Origin of the sequence: Microbacterium gubbeenense DSM 15944, from assembly GCF_000422745.1 — a bacterium.
Classification (GTDB): domain Bacteria; phylum Actinomycetota; class Actinomycetes; order Actinomycetales; family Microbacteriaceae; genus Microbacterium; species Microbacterium gubbeenense.
On the sequence record NZ_KE383914.1, the window covers coordinates 75,697 to 90,579 of the forward strand.

Below are 14,883 nucleotides of genomic sequence, written 5' to 3' on the forward strand. Positions count from 1 at the left end.
CATGACCACCTCGCAGCCGATTCGTCTCGGAACCCGTCGCAGCCGTCTAGCCGTCGCTCAATCGGGCATGGTCGCTCGAGAACTCGAGCGCGTATCGGGCCGCACCGTCGAGCTCGTGCAGCTCACGTCGGAGGGCGACACGAATCGTGCGTCGCTCGCGTCGTTCGGCGGATCCGGCGTGTTCGCGACGCGTCTGCGCGACGGCCTTCTCGCGGGGGAGTGCGACCTGCTCGTGCACTCGCTCAAGGACCTGCCGGTCGAGCAGCCGCCCGGGCTGATCATCGCCGCGACGCCGCCGCGCGCGGACGCCCGCGACGTCGTCATCACGCGCGACGGAACCCCCTTCGACGACCTGCCCGAGGGTGCGCGGATCGGCACGGGATCCCCACGCCGCGCGGCGCAGGCGCGTCGCGCGAATCCGGGCGTCGACGTGCGCGACCTGCGCGGCAACATCGACTCCCGCATGCAGCGCGTGCGCGATGACGAGCTCGACGCCGTCGTGATCGCGGCGGCGGGTCTGACCCGCGTCGACGCCGACGGCGGAGAGATCCCGACTGTCGCGGGGCTGTCCATTGAACCGCGCGCCCTTCCGGGCTGGCCGACGGCCGCGGGGCAGGCGGCGCTGGCCGTCGAGACGGCGGAGGACGCGGACCCGCAGCTGCTCGCGTGGCTCGGCGAGCTCGACGCGCCGCTCACGCGGTTCGCGGTGACGCTCGAGCGCGCGGTGCTCGGCGGAATCGAAGCGGGGTGCCACGCGCCCGTGGGCGCGCACGCCTTCACGAGCGACGGATCCGCGCACGTGCGCGTCGCTGTGTACGGCGACGAACCTCACGATGATGTCACGCTTGACCACTCGGAGCGCATCGACGGCTTCGAATCCCTGATTGAGGGGTATATTCAGGCACGAGGCAGCGGTGCAGCTGCCGACAGCTCGGGTCTCATGATCCGGGCACGCGAGATCGGTTCAGATCTCGCGCGTCGGCTGCTGGAGAACGGGGCAGCCGACATCGTGACGAGAGAGGCACCCCCTACCTCATGATGAAGGAAGCCAGCAAGGACAAGCCCCTGGTCGGTTGGCGCGTGCTCGTGCCGCGCGGCGGCCCCTGGGGAGACGACGTCGCGGGACGACTGCGCGATAAGGGCGCGGTTCCGGTGATCTCGCCGCTGATCAACTTCGCTCCGGCCGAGGACACGGCCGAGCTCGAGACGGCGCTCGCCGAGCTCGCGAGCGGTGCGTACTCGTGGCTGACCGTTACGAGCGCGACGACCGTCGACGTGCTGCACTCGTACGGCGCCAAGATCCCGTCCACGACGAAGATCGCGGCGGTCGGCGAGACCACGGCCGCGGCGCTGAAGGCCGTCGGATACCCCGTCGACCTCGTGCCCGAGAAGGACAACTCGGCCGCCGGCATGGCCGCCGAGATGGTCGCACTCGAGCCGGAGCCGAAGCGGATCCTGTGCCTGCGCAGCGAGATCGCGAAGCCCGTGCTGTCGGTCGTTCTCGCGAAGGCCGGGCACGACGTGACCGCGGTCGTCGCTTACCGCACCGTCGGCGTGCCGGCCACCGACCGCGTCATGCGCGACGTGGGCAACGGTCGGATCAACGCGATCCTCGTGACCAGCGGATCCGTCGCGACGCAGGTGCGCGAGCAGTTCGTCGAGATCCCCGAGCAGACGGTGATCCTGGCGATCGGGCCCCGCACGGCGCGCGATTCCGAGAAGGTCGGCCTGCCGATCCACGTCGTGGCGCCCGCGCGCACGGTCGACTCTCTGGTCGGTCTGCTCGCCGGCATTCCTGTTCCGCCGCCCACGGCCGAGGCGCTCGCGATCGCCGAGACCGGCCAGGTCGACATGAAGTCGCTGCGGGACGACAAGTGACTTCGTTCCCCGCCCGGCGCCCGCGGCGGCTGCGCTCGACGCCGGCCGTGCGCCGGCTGATGGCCGAGACGCACGTCGTTCCGTCGCAGCTCGTGCTGCCGATGTTCGTGCGCGAGGGCCTGACCGAGCCGCAGGCGATCTCGGCGATGCCGGGGCAGAGCCAGCACACGCTCGACTCGCTGCGCCGCGCGGCCGCCGACGCGGCCGAAGCCGGTGTCGGCGGCGTCATGCTGTTCGGCGTACCCGCCGTGCGCGATGCGGTGGGCTCTGGAGCCGACGACCCCGACGGGATCCTCAACGTCGCCACGACGGCGCTCGTCGAGGAGGTCGGCGATGCGCTCGTCGTGCAGACCGACCTGTGCCTCGACGAGTTCACCGACCACGGACACTGCGGCGTGCTCACCCCGGCCGGCGGGGTCGACAACGACGCAACCCTCGAGCGCTACGCCTCGATGGCGCTCGCCCAGGCGCGCGCGGGCAGCAGCCTGCTGGGTCTCAGCGGCATGATGGACGGGCAGGTCCAGGCGGTGCGCGAGGCGCTCGACGCCGAGGGCTTCGTCGACACGATCCTCATGGCGTACTCGGCGAAGTACGCGGGCGCCTTCTACGGCCCGTTCCGCGAGGCCGTGGATTCGCAGCTGACCGGCGACCGCCGCACGTACCAAATGGATCCGCCCAACGCCCGCGAGGGTGTGCGCGAGGCGATGATCGACGTCGACGAGGGCGCCGACATCGTCATGGTCAAGCCCGGCCTGCCGTACCTCGACGTGCTCGCCGAGGTGCGCGCTTCGGTCGACGTGCCGGTGTGGGCCTACCAGGTCTCCGGCGAGTACTCGATGGTCGAGGCCGCCGCGGCGAACGGATGGATCGACCGCCGCGCGACGATCCTCGACTCGCTCACGGCGTTCGGCCGCGCGGGCGCCGACGCGATCCTGACGTACTGGGCCGCCGAGGCGGCGGGCTGGATCCGCGAGGGGCTGTAGGGCGTGCGGATGCACAGGCATCCGCGAGAGTATGGACGCATGGATCGTAATGACGCCCTCTTCGCCCGCGCCCAGAAGGTCATCCCCGGCGGCGTGAACTCGCCCGTCCGGGCCTACGGATCCGTCGGCGGCACGCCGCGGTTCGTCTCCTCCGCTGCGGGCGCGTACATCACGGATGCCGAGGGACGCGAGTACGTCGACCTCGTTGCGACGTGGGGGCCGGCGCTGCTCGGCCACGCGCATCCGGAGGTCGTCGAGGCCGTTCGCAAGGCCGCCTCGCGGGGGCTGTCCTTCGGCGCCCCGACCGAGGGCGAGGTCGAGCTGGCCTCGCTCATCGCCTCCCGGGTGCAGGCCGGCGGCCTCGCCCCGGTCGAGGAGGTGCGCCTCGTCTCGACGGGCACCGAGGCGACGATGACGGCGATCCGCCTCGCCCGCGGCGTCACCGGCCGCGACCTGCTGGTGAAGTTCGACGGCAACTACCACGGCCACTCCGACGGGCTGCTGGCGGCGGCCGGATCCGGTGTCGCCACCCTCGCGCTACCCGGCACGGCCGGCGTGCCCGCATCGGTCGCGGAGACGACCCTCGTGGTGCCGTATGGCGACCTCGACGCGGTGCGTGAGGTCTTCGCGGCCCGCGGCGACGACATCGCCGCGATCATCGTGGAGGCCGCGCCCGCGAACATGGGCGTCATTGAGCCGCCGGCGGGCTTCAACAGCGCGCTCGCCGACATCGCGCATGACGCCGGTGCGCTGCTGATCGTCGACGAGGTGCTGACCGGATTCCGCGTGCACCCCGCGGGCGAGTGGGGCCGCCAGGTCGACGCCGGATTCGGGTACACGCCCGACATCCTGACCTACGGCAAGGTCGTGGGCGGCGGCATGCCCCTCGCGGCGCTGGGCGGCAGCCGAGAGGTGATGGAGCAGCTGGCTCCCACGGGTCCGGTGTACCAGGCCGGCACGCTCTCGGGGAACCCGCTCTCGGTGGCCGCCGGCCTCAAGACCCTCGAGCTCGCGACGCCCGCGGTGTACGAGCACCTCGACGCCGCGGCCGATCGCGTGATCGCCGACCTCACGTCCGCCCTGTCGGCCGAGGGCGTCGCGCACTCGATCTCGCGCGTGGGGTCGCTGTTCGGCCTCGCCTTCCTGGCCGACAAGCCGGGTGATTACCAGCAGGCGAAGACGCAGGACGCGCACCGCTTCACACCCTTCTTCCACGCCATGCTCGAGCAGGGCGTGAACCTGCCGCCGAGCGTCTATGAGGCGTGGTTCGTCACGGCCGCGCACGACGATGAGGCGCTCTCCCGGATCACCGACGCACTCCCGGCCGCGGCCCGCGCCGCTGCGGCCTGAGGAGCGCTGAGCCGCATCTGCGGAGATGAACCGCAACTGCGGAGCCTCTTCTCGGGTGGGCCCGAGGGAAGGGCTCGTCTCCGCGCGAATGGTTCGGATGCTTCGGTATGACGCACGCTGAGCCGCATCTGCGGAAATGAGCCGCAACTGCGGACCCTTCTGCGGCCCGGCCCCGCGGGAGGGGCTCATCTCCGCGCGAACGGCATGGGCGCTTCTGCCTGAGGGCAGCAGCAATTGCGGAGTTGAGCCGCAATCGCGGAGATGAGCCGCAACTGCGGATCCTTCTGCAGCCCGGCTCCGCGGGAGCGGCTCATCTCCGTACGAAGGGATCAGCGCACGCGCGCGCCCTCGAGGTCGAGGAGGAACCTCTTGACCTCCTCGTTGCCCGAGAACCCGCCGAGCGCGCCGCTCGCGAGGATCACGCGGTGCACGGGCACGACGATCGTCAGCGGGGTGTAGCGGCAGGCGGTGCCGACGGCGCGGTGCGCGCGCGGGCGCCCCGCCAACTCGGCGATCTCGCCGTAGCTCGCGGTCTCGCCGTACGGGATCTCGGTCACGCACTGCAGCGCGTCCCGCGCGAATCCCTCGCTCAGCGACCAGTCGATGTCAACGTCGAAGCGTCGTCGCTCGCCGGCGAAGTACTCGCCCAGCTGGGACCCGAGCCCCGCGACGTCATCGCCCGTCGCCTCGAGGGACCCGCGCAGCTCGTGCGCGACGGACTCGACGACCCAGAGCGGATCCTCGGCCGTTCCGAGCGCCACCAGCGCATCGGCGGGAGTGAACACCGCCACCGCAGCCCCGATCGGTGTGCGCGTGACGGAGTACCGATACCCCCGGCTGACTGTGTCCCACGCCAAGTGGGACATGGTCAGGCGGCAGTGCGTGCGCGGGCCGCAGCGAGCAGCGCGGTCGTGCGCGGGCCGAGCCCGAGCTGATAGGCCGCGCGCATCTGCTCCGCCGTATCGACATCTCGGCGCAGCGTCGGCACCTCGTCGCGCAGGAGCGTATGCCCCGCCTCGACGTGCTGCTCCGCCGACGCGGCTCCGAACCGCGGCTCGAACGTCGCCGGCGTCCGCCAGGTGATGAGAACGGATCCGGATCCCTCCGTGTCCGACACGAGCGCGCGCTCCTCGCCCTCGGCAGCACGCAGCGCCGCGTCGAGATCGGATCCGCGCAGCGCGGGCAGGTCGCCGAGCATCGCCGCGCGCGCGTCGAGGCTCGCGCGCTCGAGGCCCGCGCGAGCGGCACCGTTCAGGCCCATTCCAGGATCCGGGATCGACGTCGCGCCGACGATCTGCTCGACGCCCGCCTGCACGTCGGCGTCGCTCGTCACGACGAGCACCTCGCCGACTGTCTCTGCCGACGCTGCCGCCGCGATCGTGTCGAGCGCGATCGCGAGCGCGAGCTGCGGACGCTCAGCGCCCGGCAGCTCGAGGCGCGATTTGCCCGATTGGGTCGTCTTCACGGGGATGACAACGCTCCAGAGCATGGGGTCCCTTCGGGGGATGGACACGAAGCGATCAGGCTACCGCGGAACGCAGCTTCGGCAATACCTCGCGCCCGTAGAGCTCGAGGAAGTCGGCCTGGTCGTGACCCGGATCGTGGAACACGAGGTGGTTGAAACCCAGGTCGATGTAACGCTGAATCTGACTGATGTGCTCATCGGGATCGTCCGAAACGATGAACCGGCTTGCGGCTCGCTCGGTCGGCAGCTCCTCGGCGAGGCGCTGCATCTCCATCGGATCGTGAACGCCCATCTTTTCCTCGGGCTTGAGAGCCAGCGGTGCCCAGAACCGCGTGTTCTCCATCGCTGCCGCGCGGATGGGGCGCAACGATACCTTTACCTCGAGCATGCGGTCGACGTCGTCACGATTGCGTCCGGCCTTCTCGACGCCCTCATCGAATGCGGGGATGAGCTTGTCGGTGTAGAGCTCGTCGGCCTTGCCGCTCGTCGTGATCCAGCCGTCGGCCATGCGGCCCGCGAGGCGGGTCGCGGCGGGGCCGGACGCGCCGATGTAGATCGGCACTTCCTGCTCGGGGCGGTCGTAGATCGTCGCGTTGCTGACGTTGTAGTAGTTGCCCTCGTACGTCACGCGCTCCTCGCGCCAGAGCTCGCGGATCAGCAGGATCGCTTCCTTCATGCGCTGGAAGCGCTCGGGCGGATCCGGCCAGGTCATGCCGAGGGTCACCTCGTTGAGCGCCTCGCCCGTTCCCACGCCGAGGATCATGCGCCCCGGGTACAGCGAACCGAGCGTGCCGAACGCCTGTGCGATTACGCCGGGGTGGTACCGGAACGTCGGCGTGAGCACCGACGTTCCGAGCAGGACGCGCTTGGTGGCCTCGCCGACGGACCCGAGCCACGGCAGCGCGGCCGGCGCGTGACCGCCGTCGTGCATCCAGGGCTGCAGGTGGTCGCTGAGGAAGACGGAGTCGAAGCCGTTCTCCTCGGCGCCGACGGCGTAGTCGAGCAGCTCTCGCGGGGCGAACTGCTCGGACGAGGCCTTGTATCCGAAGCGGAAGGGAACGGTCATAGGGGGACTCCTTCGGGGCGAGGGGATCGCACGCGATCGAGTCGTGCGCGAAAGTCGGCGACGGTGCCGGGCCACAGCAATGTGAGCTTGCCGCTCCGATCGTCAACGTACCAGTTTCCGCATCCGCCCGTCAGCCAGGGTGTGCGGGCGGCGCGCTCGGCGACCTCGGCGGTCGAGGCGCGCTCGGCAGCCTCCGAGACGCGCACGGGGCCGGGGAAAGCGAAGGGTGCGGCGACCCGCTCGGCGATGAGCCCGGCGGCGAAATCGGCCTGCGCCTCGGAGATCAGGATCGACGAGTTGTGGCCGAGCGAGGCGTTGGGGCCGTTCACGACGAACAGGTTCGGGAACCCCGCCACGAGCGTCGAGGCGACCGCCGTCATGCCGCCCGACCAGTGCTCGTCGAGTGTGGAGCCGTGTTCGCCGGCGACGAGTGCCGCGTACGGCTGACGCGTGGTCTCGAACCCCGTCGCGAGCACGATCATGTCGACGTCGTGAGTGCGCCCGGAGGCCGCGGTGAGAGTGGATCCGCGCACCTGGGCGAGCGCGCTCGCCTCGAGCGTGACGGATCCGTTCGCGATCGCCGGGTAGAAGTCGTCCGAGAGCAGCACGCGCTTGCACCCGAACGCGTAGTCGGGCGTGAGCGCGCGCCGCATCGCGGGATCCGGCACCTGGCGCTCGAGGTGCTCGACGGCGATGCGTCGCACGGCGGCGGCCGCGGCCGGATCGCCCGACCGAGAGGCGAACCGCGCCTCACCCTCGTCGTAGAGGTCTTGGCGGTGGGCGGCGAGGGCAGACGGATCCTTCGCGTACCGGTGCCGGTCGGCGGCGTCGACGGGATGGTCGCCGCGCGGCACGATCCAGGCGGGGGTGCGCTGGAACAGGGTCACCTCGGCGCCTCGGCGCGCGAGCTCGGGAACGAGCTGGATCGCCGTGGCGCCGGTTCCGACGACCGCGACGCGGCGGCCGTCGAGGGAAGCCCGGTGATCCCAGCGCGACGAGTGGAACATCGGCCCGCTGAACGTGCCGAGGCCGGGAATATCGGGGATACTCGGCTCGGTCAGGCGCCCCGCGGCCAGCACGAGGTGGTCGGCCACGATGTCGTCACAGCACAACGCCGTCGATTCGCGGCCGATCCGGTCCGGGAACCGAGTTCCGATCCCGTTCAGCACAGGATTGACGGCGTTGTGCTGGGCGGAGATGTGCCAGGCGCCGGAATCCCAGCGCGCGCCGGTGAGCGTCGTGCCGAGCAGGAGGTGGGCGGCCAGGCCATCCTCGGCCACGACGCGCTCGAGATACGCCTGGATCTCCCCGCCCGGCGCGAACACCCGCGACCAGTGCGGCCAGGGGTGCGACGCGAGCCCGTACAGGTGAGACGGCACGTCGCACGCGATCCCGGGATAGGTGTTGTCGCGCCAGGTGCCGCCGATGCGATCGGCCCGCTCGAGGATCACGAACGACTCGACCCCGGCGTCGCGCAGCGCGATCGCCTGCGCGATGCCGGCGAAGCCCGCGCCGACGATCACGGCATCCACGTGGAGGGTCATGCGAGCGACACCTCGCGGTACGTCGTGGTGCGCAGGCGGAGCGGCCGGAACAGCGGTCGCACCAGCCGCGCGGCGGCCTCGAGCGTGAGCTCTTGGCCGGCCTCGACCCCGCTCGCGGCGCCGATGCGGCCATCGCGCAGGGTGCCGCCGAGATCGTCGCCGCCCGAGTTCAGCAGCTCCGCGGTGGCGGGCAGCCCGAGCCTCGTCCACGGCAGCTGGATGTGCGCAATCACGCCCGTGAGCATCAGCCGCGAGACGGCGACCATGGCACGGTGCTCGTCAAGGTCGCTGCGCCCGTCGACGAGCGGCGTGCCCCACCCCGGCATCGGGATCGGCACGAACTCGTTGAATCCGCCGGTCAGTCGCTGGACCCGGATCAGCTCGCGCAGGTGAGCGATCCGCTCCTCTGCGGTCTCGACGTGGCCGTAGAACATCACGGACGTCGACGAGAATCCGGCCTCGTGCGCGGCGATGACGGTCTCGGTCCAGCGGTCGATCGCCAGGTCGCCCGGCGCGACGAGGGAGCGCACCCGCTCGCTCAGGATCTTCACGCCGGTGCCGGGAACCGTGTCGACCCCGGCGTTCTTCATCGCCCGAAGCGCGCCGTCGAGGCGGAGGCCCGAGCGATCGGCGAGGTCGCTCACGTCCTGCGGGCGGAATGCGTGCAGGTGGATGCGGGGCGCGGCATCCTTGATCGTGCGCGCGATGTCGAGATACCCGCGTGGGTCGCCCGGCATGAGGCCCTGCACGCAGATCTCGCTGAGCCCGAGGTCGGCGGCGTCGCGCGCCATGTCGGCGAGCAGGCCGAGGTCGTACCCACCCGGATCCGCGGAGTGCAGCAGGCTCGAGGCGATGTTGCGGTTGTCGACGATGCTGACGGCCTCGCCGATCGTGTACCGGCGCACGTCGTCGGCGGCCTGCGTGAGCGCGTCGAGCTCGTCGCCGGTCGCGGTGAGCAGGCGGGCCCATTCGTCGTCGGCGAGGGACCCGGGATCCTCCGCCGCGCGCTCGATCACCGCCGCGATCAGGCCGCCGGGCGCGAACATCGCGCTGCCGGAATCCACGGCCTCGGGGTCGTGCGCGACGGATCCCGCGGGCCGGTGGCCCTCGAGCGCGAGGCCCGACGCGGGATCCGCGAGGGCCGCGACCGACTCGCGGAGGGGCTCGGCGATCCACTCATCGGTGAGGAACTCGGGGTGCGCCGTGAGGCGCTCGCGCAAGGTGAACCCCAGCTCGGCGGTGCGGGCGGCGAGGTCGTCGAGGTGCGGCCACGGGCGCTCGGGGTTCACGTGATCCGCCGTCAGCGGCGAGACCCCGCCCCAGTCGTCGGCGCCGGCGCGCGCGAGCATCTCGAGCTCGACGATGTCCTGCAGGTTCGGCGGCACCTGGATCCGCATGCGCGGCCCGAACACGAGCCGCGTGACGGCGACCGCCGTGACGAACTCGGTGAGCTGCGCGTCGGCCGCGTTCTGCATCGCCGTGCGCGGCTTCGCGCGGAAGTTCTGCACGATCACTTCCTGGATGTGCCCGTGGCGCTCGTGGGCGTCGCGCAGGGCGATCATCGACTCCGCGCGGTCGCGCAGCGTCTCGCGAATGCCCACGAGGATCCCCGTCGTGAACGGGATCTTCGCGCGCCCCGCGTCGTCGAGCAGCTTCAGGCGCACCGCCGGATCCTTGTCGGGGGACCCGTAGTGCACCTCGCCCTTGTTCTCGTACAGAGCGCGCGAGGTCGTCTCGAGCATCACGCCCATCGACGGGGCGACGTCGCGCAGGCGGGCGAGCTCGTCGGGGTGCATGACGCCGGGGTTGAGGTGCGGGAGCAGGCCCGTCTCCTCGCGGATCAGGCGTGCGATGTGACCGACGTAGTCGAGCGTCGACGCGAAGCCGTGCTCGTCGAGCCAGGCGCGCGCCTCGGGCCAGCGATCCTCGGGCCGGTCGCCGAGCGTGAGCAGGGCCTCCTTGCAGCCGAGCGCCTGGCCCTGCCGCGCGACCGACAGCACCTGCTGTTCGCTCATGTACGCCGGCTTGCGCTTCGCCAGCAGCTGACCGGGGGTGTCGACGAACACGCAGTAGTGGCAGCGATCGCGGCACAGGGTCGTCAGGGGCAGGAACACCTTGCGCGAGTAGGTGATGATTCCCTCGCGCCCGGCAAGGCGCAGGCCCTCGTCGCGAACGGCGGAGGCCGCGTCGAGCAGCCGCTCCAGGTCGGGCCCCGTCGCACCGAGCAGCGCCTCGGCGTCATCGGCCGACAGGCGCTCGCCCCGTTCGGCGCGTTCGAGGGGGGAATCCGGCGTGGTCATCAGAGCCAGTCTTCCACTTCAGAGCAGCAACGCGGCGTTTTGGTCAATGAATCGCATGAATTAGTCGTGTCGTGGCGCCGGAACGTCGAACTCCTGCCCTCCTGCGGTGCACGGGAGGGGCCGAAAGTGCCAGGATAGGAGTCATGGTCAGGTTGCTCGTGGATTCCGATTCGCTCGAAGTGCAGCTCTCGACGCTCGAGCGCACGCTCGCCCGCCGTCGCGAGAGCGTGTGGATCGAGCGATCGCGGATCCTGCGCGTGCAGCTGACCGACGAACCGTTCACCTGGCTGCGCGGCGTGCGCGCGCCCGGCACGCACGTGCCCGGTCGACTCGCCTACGGCACGTGGAAGTCGGTGTTCGGCGACGACTTCGCGGCCGTCCGCGAGGGCCGCCCCGGCGTCGTCATCGAGCTCGAGGGCGACGACGAGTTCGAGCGCGTCATCGTGACGACCAAGCACGGCATCGGCCTCGTCAAGGCCCTGCAGCAGGGCGGCGTCGACACGGGAGACGTCTCCGCGCTGAGCTAGGCCTCGAACCTCAGTCGGGAACCTCGAAGGACGCGGCCGGGTACGACGTCATGTCGTCGTCGTTCGACGCGTCACCGTCGTTCTCGTCTTCGTCGAGCATCGAGCTGAGCAGCTGCGACTCCCAGTCGTCCGCGTCCGTCGACTGATCACCCGCGTGCTCGTATGCCCGGGCGAGGCCGGCGGGCACGAGGCCGTCTGGGACGTCGTCGCCGGAGCCGTCTTCGTCGTTCGAGCGCAGTCCCTGCGCGAGCCCTCCGAGTCCGGCGATGCCCGGCAGGGCAGCCGCGCCCGCGGCGATCCCGAGGCCCGCTCCCGGGTTCGACGCGTCGTCCTCGGGCTGGTCTTCGTCGGCCTCGTTCTCATCGGCGAACAGCGCCGCGAGCTCGTCGGCGTCGTCGGTGTTTTCGGCGTCGTCTGAGGCGTCGGTGTCGGAATCGTCCGCGTCGTCACCGGACGTATCGGCGTCTTCCGCGTCGTCGCTCGCGTCGGGATCCGTCTCGTCACCCTCGTCGAGGGAATCGGGCCCGGCTGAGGCGCCGTCGACGCCCTCGCCCGACGAACCCTCGTCCGCGGCCTCAACGTCCGCGTCGTCCGCGGATCCGTTCGTCTCTTCGTCGAGGACGGCCGCCGCGGCCGTCGCACCCGACGCGTATGCGGCCGGATCCAGCGCGGCGGTGCGCGCCGGAGCCGCCCACGTGCCGTCGATGATCTGCAGGTAGACGTCTTCGAGCGTCGGACCGCGGTGCGTGAGGGTCGTCAGAGCGATGCCGGCCTTGGCCGCGAGGGATCCGACTTCGCCGGTCGTGGCGTCGTCGATCGCGATGCCCGAACGCAGCACGCGGTACTCGAACCCGCTCTCGTCGAGCGCGCGGCGGAGCCCTGCGCGATCGTCGGCGTCGACCGTGACGATGCCGCCCTCGGCCTCGCTCAGCAGCTCGATCGGGCCTTCGAACAGCAGCACGCCCTGATTCAGCACGAGCAGTGAGTCGGCGACCTGCTCGACCTCGCTGAGCACGTGCGACGACATGAGCACCGTGCGGCCCTCATCGGCGAACTTGCGCATGAGGAGGCGGATCCAGCGGATGCCCTCCGGGTCGAGCCCGTTCGCCGGCTCGTCGAACACGAGCACGCTCGGGTTGCCGAGCAGCGCCTCGGCGACGGCCAGGCGGTGCTTCATACCGAGCGACAGGTTGCCGATGCGCATCTCGGACATCTCGGCGAGCCCGACGATCGTGAGCACCTCGCTCACCCGCGCGGATCCGACGCCCACGCGCTTGGCCGACCTCGTCAGATGCTTCGACACGGTCTTGCGGCGGGCGCGATCCAGAGCCTCGAGCGACATCACGGCGCCGATCGACGCGGCGGGCCGCGCGATGCGCGCGTACTCGGATCCGCCGATCGTCGCGCGACCGCGCGTGGGGCGCAGCTCGCCGAGCAGCATGCGCAGCGTCGTGGTCTTGCCGGCGCCGTTCGGGCCGAGGAATGCGGTCACGCGCCCCGGATCGACCCGAGCCGTCAGCCCGTCGACCGCGGGTGCGTCGCCGAACACCATCGATACATCGGCGAACTCGATCACCTTTCCGTCGCTCATCTGGGCCTCCTCAAGCTCATGCGCATTCCTCCATCCTTGCGGAAAGTCGGGTATCTGGCGAGATCCGCGCCGCGGTAGCGTGTGGATTGTGACGACACGAGCAACGGATGACCGCGTAAGAGTCCGCAAATACAGCGCCCTGGGGCGGATCACGATCAACCGACCCGAGGCGATCGGCGCCGTCGATACACCCATGCTGCGCGCGATCGCTGGCGCCCTCGACGGCTTCCGCACGGATTCCGACATCGACACGGTGCTCGTCGACGGAACGGGAGAGCGCGGATTCTGCGCCGGCGGCGACGTGCGCCAGTTGCGCGCGGCGATCCGCTCGGGCGACGTGGCGGGTGCGGAGGAGTTCTTCCGCGTCGAGTACCGCACGAACGCTGCGATCGCGGAGTTCCCCGTGCCCGTGGTGGCCTTCGCCGACGGCGTGACGATGGGCGGCGGCATCGGGCTCGCCGGCCACGCCCGGGTGCGCGTCGTCACCGAGACGTCGCGACTGGCGATGCCCGAGACGCGCATCGGCTTCACCCCCGACGTCGGCGGATCCTGGCTGCTCGCCCGCGCGCCCGGACGGATCGGCGAGTATCTCGCGCTGACGAGCGAGACGATGGATCCGGCCGACGCGATCTACGCGGGCTTCGCCGATCACTTCGTGCGGCGCGAGGACCTCGGCGCCGTGCGCGACGCGCTCGAGAACCGCGCGGATCCGGCGAACCCCACCGAGCTCGTCATGCTCTTCGACGAGACGCCCGAGGAGAGCGGGCTGGTCGGCGCGCGCGAGTGGATCGATGACGCGTTCGCGGGCGAGACCGTGCTCGAGATCCGCGAGCGGCTCGGCGAGCTGGCCCGGGATCCGCGATGGCAGCGCGAGGAGCGCTCGCCCGCGTCGGCGCTCGCGGCTCTCGAGGAGCGCTCGCCGACGGCGCTCGCCGTGACGCTCGCGGCGATCCGCTCGTCTCGCACCCTGCCGAACCTGCGGGCCGCGCTCGAGCAGGAGTACCGCCTCGTGATGTGGTTCGCCGAAACCCAGCCGGACATGGTCGAGGGGATCCGCGCGCAGATGGTTGACAAGGATCGCGACCCGCGCTGGTCGCCCGCGCGGGACGAGGATCTCGCGGATGACGTGGTCGAGCGGGCGTTCGCGCACCCCGTGGCCGCGCTGTTCGACTGAGTCGGGGAGTTACGCGCGCGACACCACCTGGCAATGTCGGATGCGTAGGGTGGGGTGCACCGCGACACCAGAGCAGGGGAGAACAGCCCATGGTGAGCAAGAATCGATTCGGCACGTACGGCGTTTGGCTGTCGGGCGGACAATGGAAGCCCGGCACGGCCGCCGTGGCCGAGCGCCTCGGATATCGCACGCTGTGGATCGGCGGCTCGCCCGCCGCTGACCTCACGGGCGTCGAGGCCGTGCTCAACGAGACCGAGAACGTCACGGTCGCGACCGGGATCGTCAATATTTGGAATGCGGATCCGGTCGAGGCCGCTGCGTCGTACCTGCGCATCGAGGACGAGCACCCGGGACGCTTCGTGCTCGGCATCGGTTCGGGGCACCGCGAGCACACGGCCGAGCGCGCGAAGCCGTACTCGGCGCTCGTGGAGTACCTCGATGTGCTCGACGCCGAGGGCGTTCCGGCCGATGCGCGGCTGCTCGCGGCGCTCGGCGACCGCACGCTGAAGCTGGCGGCAGACAGGTCGCTCGGCGCGCACCCGTACCTGACGAACCCGGCGCACACGGCGCACGCACGAGGGATCCTGGGCGATGCTCTGCTCGCCCCCGAGCTCAAGGTCGCCCTGTCGGACGACCAGGAGCAGGCTCGCGCGGCCGCCCGGAAGTATCTGGAGCGGTACTTCGGTCTCGAGAACTACGTCGGTGCGCTGAAGCGGTTCGGCGTGGACGCGGCCGAGTTCGACGACGGCGGATCCGACGATCTCGTCGACCTCGTCGCGGCGAACCCGACCCCGGAGATCGCGGGGGCGGGGCTCAACGCCCACCTCGAGGCCGGCGCCGACCACATCAGCGTGCAGCCGATCGGCCACGACGCCCTCGGCGACCTCGAACGCGTCGCCGATGCCCTGGGCCTCACCGAAGACTGACGATTCTCATACCGTGTCCCCGCTGGCGCGGATCTGACAGCGGTATTCCCGCGCCAAGCGGGACATGGTCTTAGCGGCG

13 protein-coding genes are annotated in these 14,883 nt (G+C 71.0%); 7 read left to right on the forward strand and 6 right to left on the reverse strand.

The window, feature by feature from the left end:
* Position 1 precedes the first annotated feature (1 nt).
* The 4 genes from hemC to hemL are packed head-to-tail and all read left to right on the forward strand — an operon-like array spanning position 2 to position 4,211.
* Positions 2 to 1,039, forward strand: coding sequence for a hydroxymethylbilane synthase (hemC, locus tag G510_RS0113760; RefSeq protein WP_029154077.1), 1,038 nt, complete (start codon positions 2 to 4; stop codon positions 1,037 to 1,039).
* The gene (locus G510_RS17120; RefSeq protein ID WP_051216781.1) at positions 1,036 to 1,878 is read left to right on the forward strand and encodes a uroporphyrinogen-III synthase; all 843 of its coding nucleotides are present in this window, start codon (positions 1,036 to 1,038) and stop codon (positions 1,876 to 1,878) included. Before hemC ends, G510_RS17120 begins: the two co-directional genes overlap by 4 nt.
* Positions 1,875 to 2,861 carry a porphobilinogen synthase gene (gene hemB / locus G510_RS0113770; RefSeq protein ID WP_029154078.1) on the forward strand — a complete coding sequence of 329 codons (987 nt, stop codon included), beginning with the start codon at positions 1,875 to 1,877 and terminating at the stop codon, positions 2,859 to 2,861. The genes G510_RS17120 and hemB overlap by 4 nt, the downstream gene beginning before the upstream one ends.
* Before the next feature lie 39 nt (positions 2,862 to 2,900).
* Positions 2,901 to 4,211 (forward strand): glutamate-1-semialdehyde 2,1-aminomutase, encoded by a 1,311-nt coding sequence (gene hemL / locus G510_RS0113775; RefSeq protein ID WP_029154079.1) that lies wholly within the window; start codon positions 2,901 to 2,903, stop codon positions 4,209 to 4,211.
* A 329-nt stretch (positions 4,212 to 4,540) separates the two neighbouring features.
* On the opposite strand, the gene G510_RS0113780 is transcribed toward hemL, so the two are convergent.
* Genes G510_RS0113780 through cofG form a run of 5 tightly spaced genes read right to left on the reverse strand, consistent with a single transcriptional unit; the run spans position 4,541 to position 10,586 of the window.
* Positions 4,541 to 5,068 (reverse strand): methylated-DNA--[protein]-cysteine S-methyltransferase, encoded by a 528-nt coding sequence (locus G510_RS0113780; RefSeq protein ID WP_029154080.1) that lies wholly within the window; start codon positions 5,066 to 5,068, stop codon positions 4,541 to 4,543.
* An 11-nt stretch (positions 5,069 to 5,079) separates the two neighbouring features.
* Complete coding sequence (gene cofC, locus G510_RS0113785; protein WP_036323555.1) at positions 5,080 to 5,700, reverse strand: 2-phospho-L-lactate guanylyltransferase; 621 nt, start codon at positions 5,698 to 5,700, stop codon at positions 5,080 to 5,082.
* Between the two features lie 31 nt (positions 5,701 to 5,731).
* Positions 5,732 to 6,742 carry a glucose-6-phosphate dehydrogenase (coenzyme-F420) gene (gene fgd / locus G510_RS0113790; protein ID WP_029154082.1) on the reverse strand — a complete coding sequence of 337 codons (1,011 nt, stop codon included), beginning with the start codon at positions 6,740 to 6,742 and terminating at the stop codon, positions 5,732 to 5,734.
* Complete coding sequence (locus tag G510_RS17125) at positions 6,739 to 8,286, reverse strand: flavin-containing monooxygenase (protein WP_051216783.1); 1,548 nt, start codon at positions 8,284 to 8,286, stop codon at positions 6,739 to 6,741. The genes fgd and G510_RS17125 overlap by 4 nt, the downstream gene beginning before the upstream one ends.
* On the reverse strand, positions 8,283 to 10,586 hold the full coding sequence (gene cofG, locus G510_RS0113800) for a 7,8-didemethyl-8-hydroxy-5-deazariboflavin synthase CofG (RefSeq protein WP_036323558.1): 2,304 nt from the start codon (positions 10,584 to 10,586) through the stop codon (positions 8,283 to 8,285). The genes G510_RS17125 and cofG overlap by 4 nt, the downstream gene beginning before the upstream one ends.
* A gap of 143 nt (positions 10,587 to 10,729) precedes the next feature.
* Between cofG and G510_RS0113805 the strand changes: the two genes are divergently transcribed.
* Positions 10,730 to 11,113, forward strand: a complete 384-nt coding sequence (locus tag G510_RS0113805) for a hypothetical protein (RefSeq protein ID WP_029154084.1) — start codon at positions 10,730 to 10,732, stop codon at positions 11,111 to 11,113.
* 10 nt (positions 11,114 to 11,123) lie between these two features.
* Here the strand turns inward: G510_RS0113805 and G510_RS18450 are convergent, their stop codons facing one another.
* On the reverse strand, positions 11,124 to 12,704 hold the full coding sequence (locus tag G510_RS18450; protein ID WP_051216784.1) for an ABC transporter ATP-binding protein: 1,581 nt from the start codon (positions 12,702 to 12,704) through the stop codon (positions 11,124 to 11,126).
* An 88-nt stretch (positions 12,705 to 12,792) separates the two neighbouring features.
* Between G510_RS18450 and G510_RS0113815 the strand changes: the two genes are divergently transcribed.
* The gene (locus G510_RS0113815) at positions 12,793 to 13,878 is read left to right on the forward strand and encodes an enoyl-CoA hydratase/isomerase family protein (RefSeq protein ID WP_036323561.1); all 1,086 of its coding nucleotides are present in this window, start codon (positions 12,793 to 12,795) and stop codon (positions 13,876 to 13,878) included.
* An 89-nt stretch (positions 13,879 to 13,967) separates the two neighbouring features.
* Positions 13,968 to 14,804, forward strand: coding sequence for a TIGR03620 family F420-dependent LLM class oxidoreductase (locus G510_RS0113820; protein ID WP_029154086.1), 837 nt, complete (start codon positions 13,968 to 13,970; stop codon positions 14,802 to 14,804).
* The last annotated feature ends 79 nt before the right edge of the window (positions 14,805 to 14,883 follow it).